Origin of the sequence: Glaciecola nitratireducens FR1064, from assembly GCF_000226565.1 — a bacterium.
Classification (GTDB): domain Bacteria; phylum Pseudomonadota; class Gammaproteobacteria; order Enterobacterales; family Alteromonadaceae; genus Glaciecola; species Glaciecola nitratireducens.
This window is the reverse complement of record NC_016041.1, coordinates 404,017-425,799: the sequence shown is the minus strand read 5'-3', so window position 1 is coordinate 425,799 and position 21,783 is coordinate 404,017. Positions and strand designations below refer to the sequence as shown.

26 protein-coding genes are annotated in these 21,783 nt (G+C 42.6%); 4 read left to right on the top strand and 22 right to left on the bottom strand.

Going from position 1 to position 21,783, the window contains the following annotated elements; translation table 11 throughout:
- Positions 1–4: 4 nt before the first annotated feature.
- The 16 genes from GNIT_RS01815 to GNIT_RS01735 form a co-directional block, all read right to left on the bottom strand.
- Positions 5–1,312: a 3-deoxy-D-manno-octulosonic acid transferase gene (locus GNIT_RS01815; protein WP_014107414.1), complete on the bottom strand. Its 1,308-nt coding sequence runs from the start codon at positions 1,310–1,312 to the stop codon at positions 5–7.
- Positions 1,313–1,438: 126 nt separating this feature from the next.
- Positions 1,439–2,413 carry a GTP 3',8-cyclase MoaA gene (gene moaA, locus GNIT_RS01810; RefSeq protein ID WP_041246561.1) on the bottom strand — a complete coding sequence of 325 codons (975 nt, stop codon included), beginning with the start codon at positions 2,411–2,413 and terminating at the stop codon, positions 1,439–1,441.
- Between the two features lie 359 nt (positions 2,414–2,772).
- Entirely contained in the window at positions 2,773–3,174 is a 402-nt protein-coding gene (gene zntR, locus GNIT_RS01805) for a Zn(2+)-responsive transcriptional regulator (protein WP_041246261.1), read from the bottom strand.
- A 289-nt stretch (positions 3,175–3,463) separates the two neighbouring features.
- Complete coding sequence (gene rpsQ, locus GNIT_RS01800) at positions 3,464–3,715, bottom strand: 30S ribosomal protein S17 (RefSeq protein ID WP_014107410.1); 252 nt, start codon at positions 3,713–3,715, stop codon at positions 3,464–3,466.
- Complete coding sequence (gene rpmC / locus GNIT_RS01795; RefSeq protein WP_014107409.1) at positions 3,715–3,906, bottom strand: 50S ribosomal protein L29; 192 nt, start codon at positions 3,904–3,906, stop codon at positions 3,715–3,717. The genes rpsQ and rpmC overlap by 1 nt, the downstream gene beginning before the upstream one ends.
- Positions 3,906–4,319: a 50S ribosomal protein L16 gene (gene rplP, locus GNIT_RS01790; RefSeq protein WP_041246260.1), complete on the bottom strand. Its 414-nt coding sequence runs from the start codon at positions 4,317–4,319 to the stop codon at positions 3,906–3,908. Before rplP ends, rpmC begins: the two co-directional genes overlap by 1 nt.
- 2 nt (positions 4,320–4,321) lie before the next feature.
- Positions 4,322–5,023: a 30S ribosomal protein S3 gene (gene rpsC / locus GNIT_RS01785; RefSeq protein WP_006012777.1), complete on the bottom strand. Its 702-nt coding sequence runs from the start codon at positions 5,021–5,023 to the stop codon at positions 4,322–4,324.
- Between the two features lie 9 nt (positions 5,024–5,032).
- Positions 5,033–5,365 (bottom strand): 50S ribosomal protein L22, encoded by a 333-nt coding sequence (gene rplV / locus GNIT_RS01780; RefSeq protein ID WP_014107407.1) that lies wholly within the window; start codon positions 5,363–5,365, stop codon positions 5,033–5,035.
- Between the two features lie 10 nt (positions 5,366–5,375).
- Complete coding sequence (gene rpsS, locus GNIT_RS01775) at positions 5,376–5,651, bottom strand: 30S ribosomal protein S19 (protein WP_014107406.1); 276 nt, start codon at positions 5,649–5,651, stop codon at positions 5,376–5,378.
- Positions 5,652–5,666: 15 nt separating this feature from the next.
- Complete coding sequence (gene rplB, locus GNIT_RS01770) at positions 5,667–6,491, bottom strand: 50S ribosomal protein L2 (protein ID WP_014107405.1); 825 nt, start codon at positions 6,489–6,491, stop codon at positions 5,667–5,669.
- 14 nt (positions 6,492–6,505) lie between these two features.
- A complete protein-coding gene (gene rplW / locus GNIT_RS01765; protein WP_014107404.1) occupies positions 6,506–6,805 on the bottom strand; it encodes a 50S ribosomal protein L23 in 300 nt (99 codons plus the stop codon).
- Complete coding sequence (gene rplD / locus GNIT_RS01760) at positions 6,802–7,407, bottom strand: 50S ribosomal protein L4 (RefSeq protein ID WP_014107403.1); 606 nt, start codon at positions 7,405–7,407, stop codon at positions 6,802–6,804. Before rplD ends, rplW begins: the two co-directional genes overlap by 4 nt.
- A gap of 17 nt (positions 7,408–7,424) precedes the next feature.
- Entirely contained in the window at positions 7,425–8,063 is a 639-nt protein-coding gene (gene rplC, locus GNIT_RS01755; RefSeq protein ID WP_014107402.1) for a 50S ribosomal protein L3, read from the bottom strand.
- A gap of 18 nt (positions 8,064–8,081) precedes the next feature.
- A complete protein-coding gene (rpsJ, locus tag GNIT_RS01750; RefSeq protein ID WP_014107401.1) occupies positions 8,082–8,393 on the bottom strand; it encodes a 30S ribosomal protein S10 in 312 nt (103 codons plus the stop codon).
- A 499-nt stretch (positions 8,394–8,892) separates the two neighbouring features.
- Positions 8,893–9,456, bottom strand: a complete 564-nt coding sequence (locus tag GNIT_RS01740) for a lipid-binding SYLF domain-containing protein (protein ID WP_014107400.1) — start codon at positions 9,454–9,456, stop codon at positions 8,893–8,895.
- Positions 9,457–9,627: 171 nt separating this feature from the next.
- The gene (locus GNIT_RS01735) at positions 9,628–10,278 is read right to left on the bottom strand and encodes a glutathione S-transferase (protein ID WP_014107399.1); all 651 of its coding nucleotides are present in this window, start codon (positions 10,276–10,278) and stop codon (positions 9,628–9,630) included.
- A 154-nt stretch (positions 10,279–10,432) separates the two neighbouring features.
- Between GNIT_RS01735 and GNIT_RS01730 the strand changes: the two genes are divergently transcribed.
- On the top strand, positions 10,433–12,727 hold the full coding sequence (locus tag GNIT_RS01730; protein ID WP_041246258.1) for a peptidase U32 family protein: 2,295 nt from the start codon (positions 10,433–10,435) through the stop codon (positions 12,725–12,727).
- Between the two features lie 83 nt (positions 12,728–12,810).
- Here the strand turns inward: GNIT_RS01730 and GNIT_RS01725 are convergent, their stop codons facing one another.
- From GNIT_RS01725 to GNIT_RS01710, 4 genes are all read right to left on the bottom strand, one after another.
- Positions 12,811–13,098, bottom strand: a complete 288-nt coding sequence (locus GNIT_RS01725; RefSeq protein ID WP_014107397.1) for a hypothetical protein — start codon at positions 13,096–13,098, stop codon at positions 12,811–12,813.
- The gene (locus GNIT_RS01720) at positions 13,095–13,538 is read right to left on the bottom strand and encodes a hypothetical protein (protein ID WP_014107396.1); all 444 of its coding nucleotides are present in this window, start codon (positions 13,536–13,538) and stop codon (positions 13,095–13,097) included. The genes GNIT_RS01725 and GNIT_RS01720 overlap by 4 nt, the downstream gene beginning before the upstream one ends.
- A 26-nt stretch (positions 13,539–13,564) precedes the next feature.
- On the bottom strand, positions 13,565–13,867 hold the full coding sequence (locus GNIT_RS01715; RefSeq protein ID WP_014107395.1) for a hypothetical protein: 303 nt from the start codon (positions 13,865–13,867) through the stop codon (positions 13,565–13,567).
- A gap of 246 nt (positions 13,868–14,113) precedes the next feature.
- A complete protein-coding gene (locus tag GNIT_RS01710) occupies positions 14,114–15,256 on the bottom strand; it encodes an AI-2E family transporter (protein ID WP_085948146.1) in 1,143 nt (380 codons plus the stop codon).
- Between the two features lie 301 nt (positions 15,257–15,557).
- Between GNIT_RS01710 and GNIT_RS01705 the strand changes: the two genes are divergently transcribed.
- Positions 15,558–17,792 (top strand): GspE/PulE family protein, encoded by a 2,235-nt coding sequence (locus tag GNIT_RS01705; RefSeq protein WP_014107393.1) that lies wholly within the window; start codon positions 15,558–15,560, stop codon positions 17,790–17,792.
- 13 nt (positions 17,793–17,805) lie between these two features.
- Here GNIT_RS01705 and GNIT_RS01700 read toward each other — a convergent pair whose 3' ends face one another.
- On the bottom strand, positions 17,806–19,554 hold the full coding sequence (locus tag GNIT_RS01700; RefSeq protein ID WP_148261677.1) for a helix-turn-helix domain-containing protein: 1,749 nt from the start codon (positions 19,552–19,554) through the stop codon (positions 17,806–17,808).
- 191 nt (positions 19,555–19,745) lie between these two features.
- Entirely contained in the window at positions 19,746–20,270 is a 525-nt protein-coding gene (locus GNIT_RS01695) for an HAD family hydrolase (RefSeq protein ID WP_014107391.1), read from the bottom strand.
- Positions 20,271–20,593: 323 nt separating this feature from the next.
- Here GNIT_RS01695 and GNIT_RS01690 point away from each other — a divergent pair, with 323 nt between their 5' ends.
- Both GNIT_RS01690 and GNIT_RS01685 read left to right on the top strand, forming a co-directional pair.
- Positions 20,594–20,890, top strand: a complete 297-nt coding sequence (locus GNIT_RS01690; protein WP_014107390.1) for a YebG family protein — start codon at positions 20,594–20,596, stop codon at positions 20,888–20,890.
- Positions 20,891–21,007: 117 nt separating this feature from the next.
- A complete protein-coding gene (locus GNIT_RS01685) occupies positions 21,008–21,781 on the top strand; it encodes an MBL fold metallo-hydrolase (protein ID WP_014107389.1) in 774 nt (257 codons plus the stop codon).
- Positions 21,782–21,783 lie beyond the last annotated feature (2 nt).

Here is a 21,783-nt window from a genome sequence, read left to right as displayed (position 1 = left end):
GTCTTTATTGAAAAACCTCTTCAATTGCTTTTAACGTTTGTTCAATGGCGCCTCTATTTTGCTCTATAACTCGTTTATTAGCCTCTCCTGCCCGCGTTGCAGCATCAACATCATCAAGCCATTCCAACGCTGTCTCAGCAAGTTGTTCTGGTGTAGACAATATTTTCAGGCCACCCGCAGCGACTAAAGCATCACAAATGACGGGATTATTAAAGATACTCGGCCCCATCATCGTCGGCACACCGTATAAGGCAGGTTCAAGCGCGTTATGCCCTCCTTTGGGCGAAAAACTACCACCAACAAAGGCGCAAGACGCTAGCTGAAAGCATGCCTTGAGCATTCCCATAGCATCTACGAGCAATATGTCAGGTGTGCTTGTTGGCGGCGATTCAGGTAAATTGCTTAACTTTACCACTGTGTATCCGGTCGCTTGGCAAAGCTGAGCGACTTTTTCAAAACGATGAGGGTGGCGAGGAACAATAATAAGCATTAGGGCCGGATGCGTAGTGCGCAACTTTTTGAACGCATCCAAACAAACCGTTTCTTCTAAATCGTGCGTGCTACCGGCAACAAAAACCGCTTGTGTTGTCAGACAAAGCTGCTTTTTGAGGATTGATGCCTTCACATCATCAGTTGAGTCTAATTCAAGGTCAAACTTCATATTGTTGCTCAACGTCAAGTTTGGCTTATAAACACCTAGCTTTAAAAAGTTATCAAAGTCTTGTTGACCCTGAGTACAAATGCGCGAAAACTTACGCAAGCTAGGCCTAAACAAATACGCTAAACGTTGATAATTCTTAAGCGACTCATTGGTCATTCTGGCATTAATCAATACAGCGGGAATGTTACGCTTAAAGCACTGGTGTAGCATATTTGGCCAAATTTCAACCTCGGTAACCAACACTAGCTTTGGCTTCAGCTTCTGAAAGAACATCCACATACAAATAGGTATATCAATTGGTAAATAAACGTATTGAACGCTGTCTGCAAAAACTTCCCGAGCTTGTTTTGCCCCGGTTGAAGAGGTCGTTGATATAGTAATTGGCAAATTAGGGTAGCGCTGCTGCAGGCGCAATACGATGCTCTTTGCAGCATTCACCTCACCCACTGAAACGCAATGTACCAGAATCCCTTGGCTCTCTAGTTTTCCTATGAAACCAAAACGTTCGCGATTACGATTTCGTTGTCCTTTGGTTTTATCCGATTTTAACAGCAGCGTGAGCACGCCGAGCGGTAAAAGTAAGACAAGCACAAGGTTGTAACACCAGCGCCAAATAAAGTGGTACCAACGATGTGTATAGGGTGTGTTCATAAGTTCCGAATAAGCGTCAAATGCAAACGCTATAGAGTGGATGTTATTAGTAAATATTCGTTCATATCATCGCGCAAACAAGTCTTTAAAGCAAAACTGGATGAACTTCACATTACACCGGGTTTGCTATCCTCCTAGCATAGCCAAATGTTGTGTTGCTCCAGTAAAGCCTTTGTCTAGGTAATGAGTGGCTTCTTTATGCCCGAGCATATTCTGTATTTCAGTAACCAAACAACTCGGGTCTTGTTCGTTTAGGCTTTTTGCAATTGTATCTCTAAGATCGAGCCCTTTTTCAGAAAACAGACACAAGTGCAGTTTACCAAGCGCAGAAATTCTCAAGCGGTTACAGTCTGCGCAGAAGTCTTTGCTGTAGGGCATAATTAAGCCAATGCGGCCAAGATAATCTTCATGCCTATACACTTTCGCTGGCCCAGCCCACTGTGCTTTTTGCTTGCGCGACCAGCCCATATCAATGAGTTTATTTTCAATGCTTTCACCACTCACATGTTGTGCATTAAAAAAGGCTTCGTTATCACCTGTTTGCATTAGCTCAATAAATCGTAGTGTGATGTTGTTTGATTTTACAAAGTCGAAGAAGAGTGACAACTGGGAGGCATTAAATTCTTTCAAAAGTACGGCGTTGACCTTAACCTGCAGACCTAATTCGACGGCGAGTTCGAGTCCTTTTAGGATACTTGGTAAGCGCCCATCACCGGTTATTTGTTGGAACTGACGGGGGTCCAAGCTGTCAATGCTGACATTAAGCGAGGTTAGTCCTGCGTCAACCCACGCTCTTAGGTCCTTTTCAAGCTTGTAACCATTGGTGGTAATTGCAACCTGCTCAATACCTTCTACACTTGCGGTTTGCTGAATAATGGTCGTTAAGTCATTGCGTAAAGCCGGTTCGCCGCCAGTAATGCGTACTTTTTTAGTTCCCATTTTAGCAAAAGCATGCACCACCGCGTTGAGCTCTGACGCAGACATAAAATTGCGAGGCGTATCACATTGATAGCCGTCGGGAAGACAATACTGGCAGCTAAAATTACAAACATCGGTGATCGACAATCTCAAGTATTCAAACCGTCTACCAAACTTATCCATTAACGGCACGGCATGCTCACCCACGTTTTTTATGGGGATGTGTTGAGAGACTGTGTGCGCGCTATAGTTATTCATAAAGCCTGAGATTCCAATTTAGGTAGCAATGTTAGTATTTTTTCACCGATAAAAATATGTTTATATACACTAGAGTTAAGGTGATTTTATACCATACATTACGAGCGATTCCTCGTTTAGTATTGCAAACAGTGTAACACTGGAGAATAATTTGTCAGGAAATGAGGAGCTATTCAACTAAATAGAAGGATTACGCCATCAGGTTGAAGTTGACTTGATTTCCATTGTTAGTGAATCATTATCAACTGTGAAAAACCTCAAGAAACTCTGACGCACCATGCAAATTAACTCTCCTTTTCTAGCGAAGATATGATTGAACAAAACTCTGCGCTTTCCTGACCACCACAGCAGAATTTTTCAAGCTTCGACAGGGTGGCCTGCATTTTCTTCAACTTTTTAATCTGTTCAGCTATTTCTATTACTTTTGACTGCGTAATTTGTTTTGCTTCGGCACAAACATGTTGGCTTTTATCATTCTTTATAGCTAATAAAGAAGATGTCTCTGCCAGACTAAATCCACATTCTTTACTCCGCATAATAAATTGAGCTGTGATGACGTCATCTTGATTATACATTCGGTAATTGCTCTCACTGCGTTGCGATGGTTCTAATAACCCAACTTTTTCATAATAACGCAGTGTATGTGCACTTAAGCCGGTTCTCTTCGCCAATTCGCTAATTTTCAAGGTCGCACCCAGAATAGTGTTAGTTATAGGGTATAAACCTTAATGTAAGCTCTAAAGTAATTCAACTTTAGAATCTATCGCGCAAATAGGGTGCCACATTAAATTTCCCTTATCTGCCGTCAACCTTTCCTCAAGCAGAAGCATTTATGCTAGCGGATAGTTCTCAAGTTGTGGTTACTGATGAGTTTGCCGCACAGTTGATACCGCACCCATTTTACGACGAGAGAAGTGCAGGCAATAAAAAAGGCGCTAACCTCGAAAGGTAGCGCCTTTTTTGAACTGCGTTAAATTAAGCTTTAACTATAACGTCAACTAACATCCAAGTCTTAGACTTAGAAAGAGGGCGACATTCAGTAATAGTTACTACGTCACCTTCATTACACACATTAGCTTCGTCGTGTGCGTGTAGCTTAGTTGAGCGCTTGATAAACTTCCCATAAATTGGGTGTTTAACAGTTCTCTCAACCATAACAGTAATGGTTTTATCCATTTTGTTACTAGTTACACGACCTTGTACTGTACGAATTTTCTGTTCAGTCATTACGCGTTAGCCTTTTGAGTTAAAATAGTCTTAACACGTGCGATGTTGCGACGTACTGTTCTTATTTGGTCAGTTTTTTCAAGCTGGCCAGTAGAATGTTGCATGCGAAGATTAAATTGCTCACGAAGCAAATTAACTAGCTCTGCATTTAACTCTTCTACGCTTTTTTGGTTAAGTTCAGTAGCTTTCATTACATCACCGTCCGAGTTACAAAGGTTGTTTTAAATGGCAATTTCGCCGCAGCCAATGCAAACGCTTCACGAGCTATATTCTCTGGAACACCTTCCATTTCATATAACACGCGTCCTGGTTGAATTTGGCATACCCAGTACTCAACGTTACCTTTACCTTTACCTTGACGAACTTCTAAAGGCTTCTGTGTAATCGGCTTGTCAGGAAAAACTCGAATCCAAATTTTACCTTGACGTTTAACGTGACGAGTCATGGCACGACGAGCTGCTTCAATTTGACGAGCGGTCATACGACCACGCGCGACAGCTTTTAAAGCATAAGTCCCGAAGCTTACTTTGCCTCCGGCAACAGCAAGACCACGGTTACGACCTTTATGCATTTTACGAAATTTCGTACGCTTTGGTTGTAACATGATTAGCCCTCTCGTTTAGCGTTGCGGCCTTTCTTCTTAGGTGCAGGAGCTGGTTGCTCTTGTGTAAGAGGCAATCCGCCTAATACTTCACCCTTAAAGATCCAGACTTTCACGCCAATGATACCGTAAGTCGTAGCTGCTTCAGACGTTGCATAGTCGATGTCAGCACGGAAAGTGTGCAAAGGTACACGACCTTCACGATACCATTCAGCACGTGCGATTTCTGCACCACCTAAACGGCCACTTACTTGAACTTTGATACCAAGTGCACCTAAACGCATTGCATTTTGTACGGCACGCTTCATAGCGCGACGGAACATAACACGACGTTCAAGCTGGCTTGAAATGCTGTCAGCTACTAGCTGTGCATCTAGCTCAGGTTTACGAACTTCAGCAATGTTGATCTGAGCTGGCACACCGGCTAGCTTAGAAACATGATTGCGAAGCTTCTCTACGTCTTCTCCCTTCTTACCGATAACAACACCAGGGCGAGCAGTGTGAATAGTCACACGGATACTCTTAGCTGGACGTTCGATAACGATTTTCGAAAGTGACGCGCTCTTTAACTGTTTCGTCAAATATTGACGGACCTGGTGGTCATTAAACAAGTTATCTGCATACTCTGCTGTATTAGCGTACCAGGTTGATGTCCATGGTTTGCTGATACCCAGGCGTATACCGGTAGGATGAACCTTCTGTCCCATAATCTACTCCTAGTTATCCGCCACAACCACAGTGATGTGACTGCTACGCTTAAAGATACGATCAGCACGGCCTTTCGCCCGTGTTTTGATTCGCTTCATAGTCGGGCCTTCATCAACGAAGATTTTAGCTACCGACAACTCGTCGATATCAGCACCTTCATTGTTTTCAGCATTGGCAATTGCTGATTCAAGAACTTTCTTGACCAGCGCAGCGGCTTTCTTTGGACTATACGTTAAAACTTCTAAAGCTTTTTCAACGTGCAATCCGCGGATTTGATCTGCTACCAAGCGTGCCTTTTGAGGTGACGTACGAGCAAAACGGTGTTTAGCTAATGCTTCCATTTTATTCCCCTTATCTCTTGGCTTTCTTATCTGCGACATGGCCGCGATAAGTACGCGTTGGCGCAAATTCGCCCAACTTATGGCCAACCATTTCGTCACTGACGAAAACAGGTACGTGCTGGCGACCGTTATGAACCGCAATGGTCAACCCAATCATATCTGGGATGATCATAGAGCGACGAGACCAAGTCTTAATTGGTTTCTTTTCGCCCTTTTCCACTGCAGCTTCTACCTTCTTCAGCAAGTGCAGGTCAATAAAAGGACCTTTCTTGAGAGAACGTGGCATGGTGAATCCTCGCTGTTATTTATTACGACGACGTACGATAAGTTTATCGGTACGCTTGTTACTTCGGGTCTTCTTACCTTTAGTAGGTACACCCCAAGGCGTTACTGGATGACGACCACCAGATGTACGACCTTCACCACCACCGTGCGGGTGATCAACCGGGTTCATGGCAACACCACGAACTGTTGGTCTAACACCACGCCAGCGAGTAGCACCGGCCTTACCTAGTGAACGAAGCATATGCTCAGCGTTACCTACTTCACCGATAGTTGCACGGCAATCAGATAATACTTTACGAACCTCACCAGAACGAAGACGTAGTGTTATGTACGCTCCATCACGAGCAAGAATTTGTGCATATTGACCAGCAGAACGTGCAATTTGTGCACCTTTACCTGGCTTCATTTCAATCGCATGTACTGTTGAACCTACAGGCATGTTGCGCATTGGCATTGCATTACCTGCTTTGATAGGTGCATCAGCCCCAGATTGGATAGCATCGCCTGCTTTAGCGCCTTTCGGTGCTAAAATATAACGACGCTCACCGTCTGCGTATAATACCAAAGCGATATTAGACGAACGGTTTGGATCATATTCTAAACGCTCAATTTTCGCTGGAATACCGTCTTTATTACGTTTGAAGTCAATAATACGATAGTGTTGCTTGTGACCACCACCAATATGACGAACAGTAATACGACCATTGTTATTACGGCCACCAGATTTGCTTAGTTTATCTAATAAAGGAGCATGTGGAGCACCCTTGTGCAAATCAGGATTAATTACCTGAACAACGTGACGACGACCTGCAGAAGTTGGCTTAGCTTTCAATAATGGCATTTCTAATCCCCTTCTTACTCAGCGGCACCGACAAAGTCGATTTCCTGACCTTCTTTAAGCATAACGTATGCTTTTTTCCAGTCACTGCGCTTACCAAAAGACTGTCCATGGCGCTTAGTTTTACCTTTGCATACCACGGTACGAACAGAGTTCACTTCAACTTCAAACAATTTTTCAACTGCAGCTTTAATTTCTGCTTTGTTCGCGTCTTTAAGAACTTTAAAAACAACTGTGTTGCTTGCTTCAGCGGCCATTGTGGCTTTTTCTGAAACGTGAGGTGCTAAAAGCACTTTTAACAAACGTTCTTCGTTCATGCTAATGCCTCCTCAAGTTGCTTCACTGCTTCAGCTGTAATCAACACTTTATCAAATGCGATTAAGCTTACTGGGTCAATTCCTTGAACATCACGAACGTCAACTTTATAAAGGTTACGTGAAGCTAAGAACAAGTTCTCGTCTACTTCAGGAGTAACAATCAATACATCAGTTAATTCGTATTCATTCAATTTCGCTAAAAGTTCTTTAGTTTTAGGCGTTTCTACACCAAAACTTTCAACAACGATTAAGCGGTCTTGACGTACCAATTCAGATAGGATGCTTTGTATCGCACCACGGTACATCTTTTTGTTAACTTTTTGTTCAAAGTCACGAGGCTTAGCTGCGAATGCGCGACCACCACCAACCCAAATTGGGCTTCGGATAGTACCGGCACGTGCACGGCCTGTTCCTTTTTGACGCCATGGCTTCTTACCACCACCACGTACTTCAGCGCGTGTTTTCTGCGCTTTAGTACCCTGACGAGCACCTGCACCGAATGCAACAACCACTTGATGTACAAGTGCTTCGTTGAATTCACGTCCAAAGGTAGTGTCGGATACTTCAAGAGCGCCTTTCGCGTCTTTAAATGTTAATTCCATCAGATTACTCCCAGACGTTACGCTTTGCCAGCCGGCTGGACGATAACGTCACTGCCAGTAGCGCCAGGTACGGCACCTTTAATTAATAAAAGGTTGTTTTCAGCATCAACACGTACAAGTTCTAAAGACTGAGTGGTGATTCGCTTGTTACCAAGTTGACCAGCCATTTTCTTGCCTTTAAATACTTTACCAGGTGATTGGTTTTGACCAATTGAACCCGGAGCACGGTGAGATAGTGAGTTACCGTGTGAATTACGTTGGTGACTAAAGTTCCAACGTTTAATTACACCGGCAAAACCTTTACCTTTAGATGTACCTGCTACATCGACTTTCTTCGTGTCATTGAAGATTTCAACAGTGATTTCACTGCCTACTTCAATATCACCACCTTCATTTTCATTAAGGCGGAATTCCCACAATCCACGGCCTGCTTCCACGCCAGCTTTTGCAAAATGTCCTGCAGAAGCCTTGTTTACGCGGTTAGCTTTCTTAGTGCCAGCGGTAACTTGTAGTGCACGATAACCGTCAGTTAACTCAGTACGTAACTGAGTTACACGGTTAGGGGTCGCTTCAATAACAGTTACAGGGATAGATACGCCATCTTCTGTGAAGATACGAGTCATGCCCACTTTACGACCGATAAGACCAATCGACATTGTTATAACCCTCTCTTGTTAGCCCAGGCTGATTTGAACATCAACGCCGGCAGCCAAGTCCAATCTCATTAAAGCATCAACTGTTTTATCAGTTGGCTCAATGATATCTACTAAACGTTTGTGTGTGCGGATTTCGTACTGATCTCGTGCGTCTTTATTAACGTGCGGAGAAGTAAGAACCGTGTAACGCTCTTTACGTGTTGGTAAAGGGATAGGACCCGATACTTGTGCGCCAGTGCGTTTAGCGGTTTCTACAATCTCTGCAGTAGACTGATCGATCAACTTGTGATCGAACGCCTTTAAACGAATACGAATTCTTTGATTTGCCATCGATGAAGCTCCAATCGAAAGAACAAAATGAATCACCTCTTCACTCCTATTGCCTTATAAAAAAAGCGCGGATGAAAAGGTGTGCGTAAACCATTGACCTACAATTGAGGTCCTGTTCATATGTTAGCGTGCTGCTAGCCGTTAGTTTGCGGAAGTAGATTCTACTGCTACATTCAAGTCGCTTGCTGCGTGGCGTATAACTAAAGAAGCAAATGCTTGTTGACCTAGTTATTCGACCCGCTAAACAATGTCTTTTATTAGGAACTTATAAAGTACCTGTGGAGACAGTGGGCGCAAATTATACAGAGAATAACAAACAAGGCAAGTATTCATTTACAATATGCTTTTTTAGCTGGTCTTGTTTTAAACCGCCCTCGCAATCAATAGTGGAGGCCTCTTATAATAACGAAAACTTTTTCGAGTGAGGCTGCTTTTTGGTCTTCGGTGAAACCTTCGTCTAACGCGCTTTCGTCGTAAGCTGAGTTAGTTTTTTATCACCTTAATTGAGCTGTTCGTCCTTCCAGAACTTTGTTCCTTTCACCGTCGCCTGCAAAGCTAAACCGCTCTCAGTCATTGTATATACAGTTACGTCACCATAATACGCTTCGCCTTCTATCGATTTTCCTTTTGTGCCGGCTTTTGCAGCAGCGTCGGCATTACCGCCGAAGGTCCAGCCTTTATCAACGAAATTACGCATTGCAGCTTGATTGTGAAATACCATTACGATGCGATAGTCTTTTGCACCAATACCGAAACCCACTCCTCCTTCCGCCATATTCATGTAAATCTTTTTATTCTGAGTTTGATCATTTACCACGCCGTAACCGGTTCCTGCGGAAACTAAAAATAAGTTAACGTTCGCATTTGAAAATACGGCATAACCAGGAGACGCTTTTAATTCTGCTCTAGCCGCAGGTTTCTTCAAATAAAGTTTTTCAAGTGCGTCCTGCTGCATTTCTAATATAGCCACACGCTTTTCCGCGTTAGTTCCCGATCCCATAGATGCACATGCAGTGAGTAACAATATGCATGCGAAACTACCTACTAATTTTAAATGACACATTTCACTTCCTTATATTAGATTCATGCTTGATATTGGATTAGTGCTTGAACCCTTAGTATACACCCAAATAAGAAGTCGCATTTATTCTCTGTTTAGTCTCGATATCTTTTTTACCCTACTACCGCAACGAGGGCTTGCAAACTCAACCGCAAAAAGGGGCTTAAAGTTTCGCTATGAGCCACAGAATATTATCGGCTCACTTCCCTCTTCCCATATCGGATATTGCGCCATTACTTTATTGAACAAGGCACTTTGCAAATAGTTATTTAACCATCGTTTAACGTTGTTATAGGACGACTGCACATACCATTGACGCTCTACCTTGGCGAATTGACGAATAAACGGCAATATCGCAATGTCTGCTAAGCTCTCGTATTCGCCCATAATAAAAGCATGTTTACTTAAACGCCGCTCCAAGTCTTGAATATACACTTCACAGTCGTTGCGACATGCTTCTAAATTCGTTTCATGATAGCGTTTTGCGCATTTATAACGCTCTATGCAGGGTTTAAACTCTCTGTCGTAAATATCGATAAATGTTAATAAGTCAGAAAGCTCAACAATAGAGCTTAGCAAAAGATTATCAGGATCACTCTCACCCAAGCTCCACAACATCACATCCAAACTTTCATCGATTATTTGCGAAGCCGACACAACTAAAATAGGAACGGTGCCTTTTGGAGAGGCCTTTAGCATTGATGCTGGTTTATTGGTTAATTTAACATCGCGCAGTTCAACTGCTTTCTGGGACTTAAAAATAGCCAATCTGGCACGCATTGCAAACGGGCAATGCCTAAGGGAATACAAAATAGGTAAAGTCATTTAAATCGCTCCCGAGTTAGATGCGTCTTGGCATAAAAAGATATTTGAGGAGCTTATTCTATCATCAAGGCATTTTATCGGTATAAAGAGATTGCATATACAGGTAAAATCATCAGCAAGTAAATTTACCGCAATATTAGTACAAGTGATAAAAATGAATTCTAACGTTGAATTATTAGCGCCGGGCGGCGATGTAGATGCAATTAAAGCGGCGATCATCGCCGGAGCCGACGCGGTATATTGTGGTTTAGATACCTTCAATGCTCGCAATCGAGCCTCAAATATCTCGTTTGATGAACTTGTGGGCGTTATTCGCTTAGCGCATCAATACGATTGTGAAATATTCCTAACCCTAAATATCGTCATTCTAGAACGTGAATTCAAAGCAATGGCGGCGTTACTGAGCAAATTGGCAAATACCACCTTGGATGGCGTAATTGTCCAAGACATTGGTATGTTTTACTTAATTAAAAAGTACTTCCCAACTCTAGATATTCACGCCTCTACGCAAATGACGACGCACAACGTCGGGCAAATTCCTTTTCTTAAGAAATTAGGTGCATCGCGGGTTAATTTGTCGAGAGAATTAAACCTGCGCGAAATTACTGACATGGCCGACGTTGGTAACAAGCACGGTATATTGACGGAAGTGTTTGTGCATGGCTCGTTATGTGTTGCCTTCTCTGGTTTATGCTATTCAACTTCTGCTAGCGTTGGTAATTCAGGGAATCGAGGTCGCTGCAGCCAAGCTTGTCGTGAAGAATACGAAACAACTGAAACGGGCAATAACTTTCCGCTTAACATCAAAGATAATTCAGCCTTTTTCGATATGCCTGCATTAATAAAAGCGGGCGTTCATTCGTTTAAAATTGAAGGGCGCATTAAAGGCGCAAGCTATGTGCATACGGTGGTCGACAGTTTCCGTAAACAAATAGATGGCTATTTAGAAACCGGGGAATTAACGCAAGACGGCGAACGACTTTATAAAGTATTTAACCGTGATCTGACCAATGCGTTCTTGCGTGGTGATTTGAATCAGTCCATGTTTATCGAAAATCCGCGTGATAATTCGACTAATCGCGCGCTTGAGAATAGCAACGCAATTTCCGTCGTACAAATATACGATGCAAAGCAAATATTGCAGCAAGAGCGCAATGAAATAAACGCCACTGTTTTTGACAAAATAAAGCACCTAAGTATCGAAAAGATGTTTTTGAAGCTGCATTTTAGCGGTGAGATTGGAAAACCATTGAGCATAACAGCTACGATTGAAGAAGCGTCGGTGTTACCTGGCTCGTCAAGCAACATTCGAACAATCACCGTGCAATCGAAACAGGCTTTAATTGAGAGCGAGAAACCTAATATCGATTTAGTCTCACTGGATAAACGCTTTAGAAGCTTTGATAACTCACAGTATAAGCTCACCAAAATTGGTGCTGACGCTATGCCGGCAAATATGAGTTTAGCGTTTAGTGCACTCACCGCGCTGAAAAACGAATTAGCGTTGAAATTAAATGACGGAAGAGAAGTGTTGCCAGAGGTTATTTTGCCAACACTTGAAAAAAATCCGAGAGCTGCCGCAAAATCAGCAGATGCACCGCCACCTAAACTGTCTTTATTAATCTGCGACAAAAGCGATTTACATTTAGCTGAAATTACAGACGCCGATATTTACTTTAAGCTACCGGATGCTTACAAGCGAGGTTGCACCCAGTATGTTGATTTTCTGTCTGCTAATCCGCGTTTGATCCCATGGTTTCCACCCGTATTGATTGGTAAAGACTTTGATGTAGCTGTGACTATTTTAGAGCGAGTAAAACCTAAGCTTATTGTGACCAATAACACAGGTATTGCACACCGTGCATTTGAATTAGGCATTGAGTGGATTGCAGGGCCATTTTTAAACACAACAAACTCGTATGCTTTGTTAGCTATGCAAGAAACCTTTGCTTGTAGCGGTGCGTTTATTTCTAACGAAATTAATCGTCAGCAAATTCAAACAATCGCGCGCCCTAGAAACTTTAAGATGATGTATAGCATTTATCATCCCATATTATTGATGGCCAGCCGCCAGTGCTTCTTTCAACAGAGCGTTGGCTGTGAAAAGCCACGCATAGATAATGGCTGTATGCTGTCTTGCGACAAGTCTACAAGCATTACTAATCTGAAGGGCGACTCGTTTGCTATTGATAAACAAAAAGCTGGCTACCCAAGCATTTATAATCAGGACCAGTTTTTGAACATGGAAATTATAAACGACCTAGCCCACCTGTTTGATGGATTCATGATTGATTTAACGAATATAGGCGCAGGCGATAAGGAGTCACCGGACAAAGTGCAGTTGATTCAGCAGTTTGAACAACTTCTTAACGGCGATTTAACGGTAGAAGCGATCGTGAACAAACTTGTCCCACAATCGACTAATGTGCAATATCACAACGGTTTATAAAAGGCAGTTGTATATGTAAACATCACTGCAGTCGCAATAAAGCCGCTTAGAGCATGGTGAAAGGCAACTCAAGCGTTGCGAGTCTATTCTATTTCTGTGTCTTGCAGAGCGTCGCCGGTGAGCCACTCGTCTAAGCTTGTTTTCCCAAAAATAATTGCCATGCTTTTCAGTTGCCGAGCAATGCTCGGCTTCATTACCCCTTTAGCTAAGCCGGTGACAAAAATAGTTGCCAGTCCTTTAGGTGAAGAAATAAGCGCTAGAGCCCTTTTCTGTGCACGCTGGCTTTGCGACTTTTCTAACTTAGTCAGAAGTTGTAAATCTGTTTCGTACCTATCCGCTTGTCGAACATTTTTAAATAATGACGCTATCATATGTCACCTTTGACTATGCGTTTTGTGCGTGTGAAACCCACTTGCCGTTTAACCTTCTTCATTAAATAAAAGAAGACCCCGAGCAGCAATACATTCACGCTCGCCGCTATCAGCAAACCTAACCATAGCGATGAATAAAGCTGCATAGCGCCAACGACAATCGCCACGTTTATGAGAATCCACAGTGTGGTAATGAAGACGCATGCAAGAAGGGCTAATAGACTAAATATAGCGACGGCTTGAAGCGTAATTTTACCCTCTAAAAAGGCTAGGTCGAAGGTTTTCTGGTATTTCTTTTGTTTGACTTTGAACAGGTTGATTGCGGCAGAATAGGTCGCTTGAAACGAAGCTTCAACTGCCTGTTCTTGCTGTAATCGCAAGCTCTCATCCTCAGCATTGTCTTGCTGAGGATGACTTTCTGAATGTGCGCTTGTAGTCACTGTCTATGCTTCCTATTCAGCAGCCATTACTTTCTGCGTAGTAGGCTGGTTAGCAATACACCTGCTGCAAAGGCAATACCCGCAGTCGCTATCGGATTTTCAGTAGCGTATTTTTTAACTGCAGATTGCTCCCATTTCGCCTGAACTTCTTGCTGTTTTGCGGCAAAATTTTCTGAGCCCGAATGCGCAGCGTCTCGCAGTCGCTCTTCTGTAGAGCCAGCTTTTTCCGCAAGGGTATCGACCGACTCATGCAAAGACGACTGCACTTTGTCAGAAACCGGATGAGTAGATTTTGTTTTAGTAGCGTTACCTGATGTTGAATTAGCCATATGATTATTCTCCTTTTGTTCTAAACAACTCGCGTTGCGTAGTTAGGAAATTGCAATCATTGGGCCACAAGAATCACTAGAATTTATGCATTAAATTCAACAACTTAAAAAAACTAGTGTTCATGTTGATTTCTAATAAGTGAAATATTGACCGATACAAATGAAAATATTACGCATATTAAAGTAAGCCTGTGCAGCAGAACAAACAGAGGTTTTACAGCTCAATGACTTCGTCTAGCTCACTCCCTAGAGTTTAGCTTCAATGAAAGTTACCCAGTGACTCAATATATCGAGTCGCTCTAAGGTCAGTTTAATCGAAACTAAAATAGGAACCGCTAGCAGCACGCCAGCGATACCCCATAGCCATCCTAGAAAGAACAGCCATAGGATAATGACCAAAGGGTTCAACTGCATCTTTGAGCCCAAAACCATTGGCGTAACAAATTGGGATTCCAGCAAATTGATGCTTAAAAACACACCTGCTGGCATTATTGCAAGAAGCGTGAAACCAAACTGGACTGAGCCTGCTAAGGTTAATATCGTAAAGCTTATTAGCGAACCGACGTAAGGCACAAAATTTAGTAAACCGACCAATACCCCCCATAAAATCGGATCGTCTATATCAAGCAGGGAGAATGCAAGTGCGGTAGCGGCGCCTAGAAAGAAGTTAATAACGCTAATCGTCGCAATATATTTTGATAATACTTTTTGCACTTCAAAAACAATCGCGTCAAACTTTCGTTTGTCCGGAATATGAGGAAAGCTTCTTATCGCCATGAAAACAGAAGGCCCATAGATAAGTAAAAAAAGGATTAATATTAAACAACCAAAACATTGGGCTAAAAACATAGGTGCGCCACTCAGCCCTTCAACCAGGAGTTCTATGCCTCCTTGTTTTATGCGTTTTTCGACTGTGTTTTCATCTTGCTGTTTCGGTTTTTCTGGTTCAGGTTTATCACTTGAAAATAAGCCAAAAAAGGAAAACCCACTGTCTTCTTTTGTTTCACCCTCAGCGGCTGCACTTTTAGCGGCCTCTTCTGCTTCAGCCTGTTGCTTTTGATTAGCAAATTCTTCACTGATAGAATTAATGTGTTGATTCAGCTTCACCGATACTTTTGGCAGCAGCTGCGCCCATTTTTGGGCAGGCTCCACTAACTCCGAGGCTAAAAAACTGAATGGCGCTACCAGCGTTGCTAACAGCACGAAAGACGAGATGGTTCGCGGGATGTGAAAAGACTTGAACAACTTTACTAATGGGCTGAGTAACAATGCGATGAAGCCTGAAAACAGAATCGGAATTATTAAGGACTGCGCGAGATACAGTGTATATAAAGCAGCAAGAGCTATTAACCACCTAAGTGACTGATGATTACCTATAGATGCATTCACTGAAACTATCCTTCGAAAAAAGTGCCTGACACAGAGTGTATAACAAACTGCGAGTGCTCACTCTATTTTCCTTAACGAATAGACAAACTGTCCGACTAGTCGTCTACAATTTAATAATAATACGAATTAACATACAGGATAATTTTCGTAAATTGCAGCAGATAATCGCTAAATTAAGAAAAAGTGACGATTTTTGATAACATTGCCGATAGCTTACCTATACGTATGTATCCAAATTTAGTCTAGGTCTGTAAGCTGTATCATTCTATGATGACGGTATAGAGAGGAAGAAAGATTTTATATGATTGAAAGTACGGCGCATCAACCAGCCATAGACAACCTGCGAGCACAGCTTGACGCGCATCCGACGCTCATGGATGCCTACGGTCAAGTCGAGCCCATTATTTTGCAGATATTTGGTGCGCAACGTATGAGTTTGTTTCAGCGCAGACGGCAGCATCAAGACCTCGTGGCGCGCTTCAAAACGGGAAAAGAAACAAGACAAATAAAAGTCCCTATCAGTCCGCTATCCATTGCCGGTTATGTCGCTTTAGCGCAACGTCCTCTTGTAATTGACGACCCTTATAATGCTGAACAGCTTGCATCAGTGCACCCGAGACTTAGATTCGCAGGTCAGTTCGATAAATCAGGCACGTTTAGAACCCAAAATATATTGTGCGTGCCTGTCATCAACGCCGATGTATTAATGGGCGTCATGCAAATTATCAATAAAACCGATTCACCGTTCAACGAAAAAGACGTTGAAATTGCGGTGAAGGTTGCAGAAATTTTAGGCGACAAGTTCCGCTATGAATTGGGCGGCACCAAGCATCAATTCGAATATTTGATCCATAGAGGATTGACGTCCCAGAAAACTATCGACGAACTATCTGAACACGAAGCAAGCACTAAACAGATTATTCAACGCCTTATATCTGAACATCGTATCTCAGAAGATGAAATAGGTAACGCAATATCGGTCCACTACCAGGTTCCTTACATTGGCTATTTACCTGACAAATATCATTTATATCAAAGCGACAGTCGACTCAATCTATCCTATTTGAAACGCAACCACGTTGCGGTTGTATCAGATGCAAACGACAGCCCTATCGTGTTGATGGCAGAACCAAATAACGCCACACTATTGATGGAAATTGAGAGTGCCTTAGGCATCGATAGCTATGAAATCGCCGTTGGAATTCCAACCCACATTCTTCAATATCTAGGTGAGAATGCGGGTGGTGGCTCTGGGCCTGGCGATTTGGATGAAATTCTTGACGAAATTGGAACAAGCAGTGATGAAGACGAAGAGCTAGGTGACGACCTCTCAGATGACGCTCCTGCGGTTGTCAGATTGGTGAGTCGCGTATTACACGATGCAAAAAGACTAAATGCATCAGATATCCATGTCGATCCCGAAAAGGGCGCACCAACACGTGTGAGAATGCGCGTTGACGGCGTCATTAGAGACATAAACCAAGTTCCTGCATCACATCACAATGCGGTGATCGCGCGTATCAAAATAATGGCCAGCTTGAATATCGCAGAAAAGCGCGTTCCTCAAGATGGTAAGTTGACCTTCAAAATGTCAGGCCAGCCCGTTGAAGTGCGTGTTGCTACTATCCCTACCGTTGCCGGTGAGGGGGTTGTTATGCGTATACTCGCAACCGGCGGTGCAATGCCGATAGGCAAGATGAACTTATCGCCTCGTAATATGGACATGTTGGAAGTAATGATTAAAAATCCGCACGGCATTTTGCTTGTTGTGGGACCAACAGGTTCAGGTAAAACGACCACACTGCACGCAGTGTTAGGTTATTTAAACACGCCTGATAAAAAGATTTGGACTGCCGAAGACCCTGTGGAAATTACGCAGCCAGGATTACAGCAAGTTCAAGTGGTTCCTAAAATTGGTTTTACCTTTGCTAATGCGTTAAGGGCCTTTTTGCGTGCCGATCCTGACATCATTCTGATTGGTGAAATGCGAGACAAAGAAACTGCACATGCCGGTATTGAGGCATCCTTGACAGGTCACTTAGTATTATCAACGCTTCACACTAACTCGGCACCTGAAACGATTACACGTTTACTGGATTTAGGCCTAGACCCCGTTAACTTTGCGGATGCCTGCGTCGGTATATTAGCGCAACGCTTGATAAGAACCATTTGTCCTGATTGTAAAGAAACCTACCTAGCTAGTGATGATGACAAAGCGTTTCTTCGCCGCCAATATGGTGAAAGCTATTTAGGTGAATTGGAAGTTGATTTTGATGCAGACGTCGAGCTTACCCGAGGTACCGGCTGTGATACTTGCGGCGGAACCGGTTACAAGGGACGAACGGGCGTTCACGAATTGCTCGGCATGTCGGCTGAATTGAGAGGAATGGTTTATAAAGAGGCATCCGTTCCAGAGATGAAAGCTCAGGCAGCAAAAGATGGCATGAGAACACTAACCCAAGACGCTGTTTTAAAAGTGTTAAAGGGCGACACTGATATCGCCCAGATGCAGATACTAAGTGGCGGCGGTCACTAGTTCTTAGGGCAACTTAAGCACAGTGCGCTACCAATCTTGATGGCGCAAAACCATACTCCGCTTTAAAACAAGTGCTGAAGTATGAAGCTGAACTAAACCCAACTTCTAGCGAAGCCTCATTGATCGAGTGCCCTTTGGCTAACAAGTGTTTGGCTTTCTCTAATCTATATTTTTTCAAATGTTCTTTGAAGTTATGCGAATAATATTCGTTTAATCTTCGATTTAAAGTGCGAAAACACACGTTCATATGCTGGGCAGCTATTTCTCTTGTAAACTGTTCATTAGCAAAATTTTCGTCCATCATTTCATTAAAACGAACAATAAAACGGCTATCTTTGTCGCTTTCAAAGGCCGACGCTTGCGGAACCGCTAACTGTTGACTGTGGTATTCGGAGAGCTTTTCATCTACTTTTTCAGCAACTCGCTGCTGTTGCTCTAACAAGCTCGCTACAGTTAGTTGCAATTCGGTTGGACGCAGCGGTTTTTCGATGATGCAACTCGCTCCCAAGCGTAATACAGATAAGCGAAAACTTTGCGCTGCTATGCCACAGCAAACCACAATAGGGGTATGTTCAGTTTGTGGGTTTTTGCGAATAAGCTTTAACAGCTCTAGGGGGTCCATGTCTGGTAAAATTTGGTCAATTAGAATCAGCTCTGGCTGCAAATTATGGATCACTTGCATCGATTCTAAGGGTGAGGTACATGCGAAACATTGATAGTTCGATTGCAATGCCCTGTGCACTATCATCTGGCTAGTATTATTTTGATCAATGATCAGAATTTTTGATTTACCAGCAACGACAGCATTTGCACTTTTTGAAAATTCAATATTCTGAGTTGGATTTAAAGAATCATTCTTCGCAGACGGTTGCTCATGATTTGAGGATATAGCGTCCTTGCTTGCTGGCAAAGAAACATATATGACAGTGGCATAATTAAGTGCACACGCTAATTTTACAGAGCCTCCAAATTGAGCAACAAGTCGGTGAATGCTGGCTAAATTCAAATCGCCTTCATCATCTTGTGCGCGTTTAGCAAAATGAAACCTAGGGTTGGTGCGCACTGACAAATTAATGTTGTGCACTTCCTGACTGCTTATCCCTTCACCCCACGCCGTCACGCTAAAGTTAAAGCTATTCATGCCTGTGTCACATCGCACGCTCAATATAGTGTTTGGATTGGCAGCTTTTGAAGCGTGAATAACTGCTCCTCGCAAAATTTTATCCAGCATGCCTGTTGGCATTTTGAGCATGCTATGGTCTTGCTGCACAAGGTCGAGCTGTTGTTCTTTTGAGCTGAGAATCGATTTCAACATCATTTCGTTTTGTGCAAAAACAGCTTTAGAGCTCACGGCAATTTCAGCAAGTTCTCTGTTTTCATTTCTCAATGCAAAATAGGCCAAGCGCTCTGCAAGCTCGGAAACCTTGCGCCAACTGTTTATTTTTGCTTCTCTGCGCTCATTATCTTCATTCGCGAAAAAAAGCGAGCTATTTTGTTGCTGAAATTCCTCAGAAATAACTGATTGAATCGCAGAGCCTATATTCGTAACGCTAATTTGCTGAAAATGAAGTGTCTCCAAAACTTCTTTATTTCGGGTATTAAGCACCTCTAAGTCACTCGCTAGAGTGTGATGTTTAGACAGTAATTTTTTATAGAGAAGAAACAAGGTGAGGGCACTAGACAGCAATATTATGCTTAGTATGAAAAGCCCTATAGATAAATAGATATACTCGTTTGAGAAATTGATATGCTCTACCAACACAATGCTTCCTTGCACTTTCGATTAACTTTATCCTAAAGATATATTGCTATAGTTCCATGCGGAAAACAACTGGACAAAAGTTGTAATTAGAGGCGGCATGTTAATTGGGTATGAGCTAGTAATACACTCTGGGATAATCGTGTTTTTAGTATTAAAGTTTTCAAAATAAGATTGCCCGAATTATCAAAAGCTTAAGTTTTAGCAATATAGGATAAGCACGCTTTGTAGTCGTCAATTCCTACTTGATGTTTATACAGCCAAGCCTGCATTTCAGCATTATGAGCAGCTTGAATGTCATAAATATAGTCACCTAAATAGGCAATATCTGATGGCTCAATTTGCCAACTATTTGCAATACTAAGCAATGCCGTCGGGTCGGGTTTTGCAGGCGCGTCTTCGCGAGTAATAACGTGCTCTATAGCGATACTATTATTATTAAGTTTTATTTCTGTCGCCTGTCTGCAGTTGCGAGTCACGATGGCTAGTGGCAGAGCATGTTGTTTTGCTAAAGCAACAAAAGCCTCGGCACCGGGCAACCACACCGAGGTTTGCGCATCCTGTAGCTCGTGCTCAAGCACGACCTGATTGGCTTCCGCTTTTCGTTCATCGCAAGCTAAATTATGGATAAAAGTTAAGATATCGTCTGATGTTGGACACCCGATTGCACGCTTTATTGCGGCAAAATCTAACGTTGTTTGTACCAACGTATCGTCCAAATCAAAAATGATACCTTTAACATTGGAAAACTGGAATTGGATAAATGACTCCGGTCTAAGGCTTCTGTGAACCATGAGATATATATCTTAGGTCCAGCTGTTAATTTAAAGCGCGCTTGTAGCAAAAGCTATAAAGCACAACACTGACTAAAGATACTTAAACTCTTGAAGCGACTTAATAGTTCAAATAAGCTAACAAGTATTTTAGTGCTTCAGATAATAGGATTAGACAATGAATGCAATTAACAAACTGTTTATTTATACAGTAATTAATGTATAGTGTGCAACGTAGATTTATTTATTAAAAAATAACGGAGGCCAGCATGGCAGTTATCACCCAGTATGTGGTTCAGCATAAAGGAGTTGAGAAATTGGTAACGACCGACAAAAAAGAGGCGGACAAATACGACAAAATGTTGGAGGTTGCCGACAATCTCAGCGCGTATCTTGCAGCAAAAGGCATCGAACTAAATGAAGCACTTTCTGAAGAGCTAGGCATTTTGTTATCTAAAAACAAAGAGTCTGTAATGAAGATTATGAAAGGCGCTGAAATTGAAGGCATACTTGAAGTCGAATCAGCCGATGTTGTCGAGCTACCCGCGGCAAAGAAAAAGAAATAGCTCGCTAACGGACTACGACTCTCACTAATAAATAATCATCACGAAGATAATTAGTGAGTGTCCAAATAAAAGAGTAAGATAAGACTGGTCTAATGAGTTAATCGAGTTATTACTGCGATGAAGATCCACGTCTTAAAAGGCTTTATACAAAATATATTCTTAGTTGAATACCCCGACAAGTGCATGCTACTTGACGGCTGCTCAAAAGCCGACTTTGCATGCTTACAGACGTTTTTCAGTGATGAGCTGAAACGCCCGCTTAGCGACTTAAAAGTTGTCGTCGTAACGCACATGCATCCAGACCACGCCGGTTGCGCTCATTACTTGAGAAAAAAAACAGGCTGTAAGATTATCAGTTGCGAGAAACAGACGCAGTGGTACGAAGGTGTCAAAGGCAAGCTTGCTCATATCATTGATATTTCATTAGCGCTTTGGGTCGCCGGCAAGATGAATAGGCCAAGAAAGAACATTTGGTATCCTGCACATTTACATCCTGATCTCACTCTTACGGATAAACAATTCATTCCAGGTTTTGACGATTGGCAGGTTTTTGAGACTCCCGGGCACACCGATAGAGACTTGTCAGTAATGCATATTCCAAGCAAGCGCATTTATGTTGCAGATCTTATTGTTAAAGTGAAAAGCAAATTGTCCCCACCTTTTCCAGTTTACCTACCTGAGTTATACAAACAGTCGCTACTCAAACTGCAGTCTTTGCAGCCGAATTCAGTCATGATGGCTCATGTTGGGGAGTTAACGCTAACAGACGAGGATTACGCTCAGTTGCTTATCGATGCGCCCACGCAGCCTGAAACTAACAAAGTGGCAATCATTAGAATGCTGAAGGGAAAGCTGTTAGGAAAGAAACTGGGACTAAGAGATAAATCATAGTC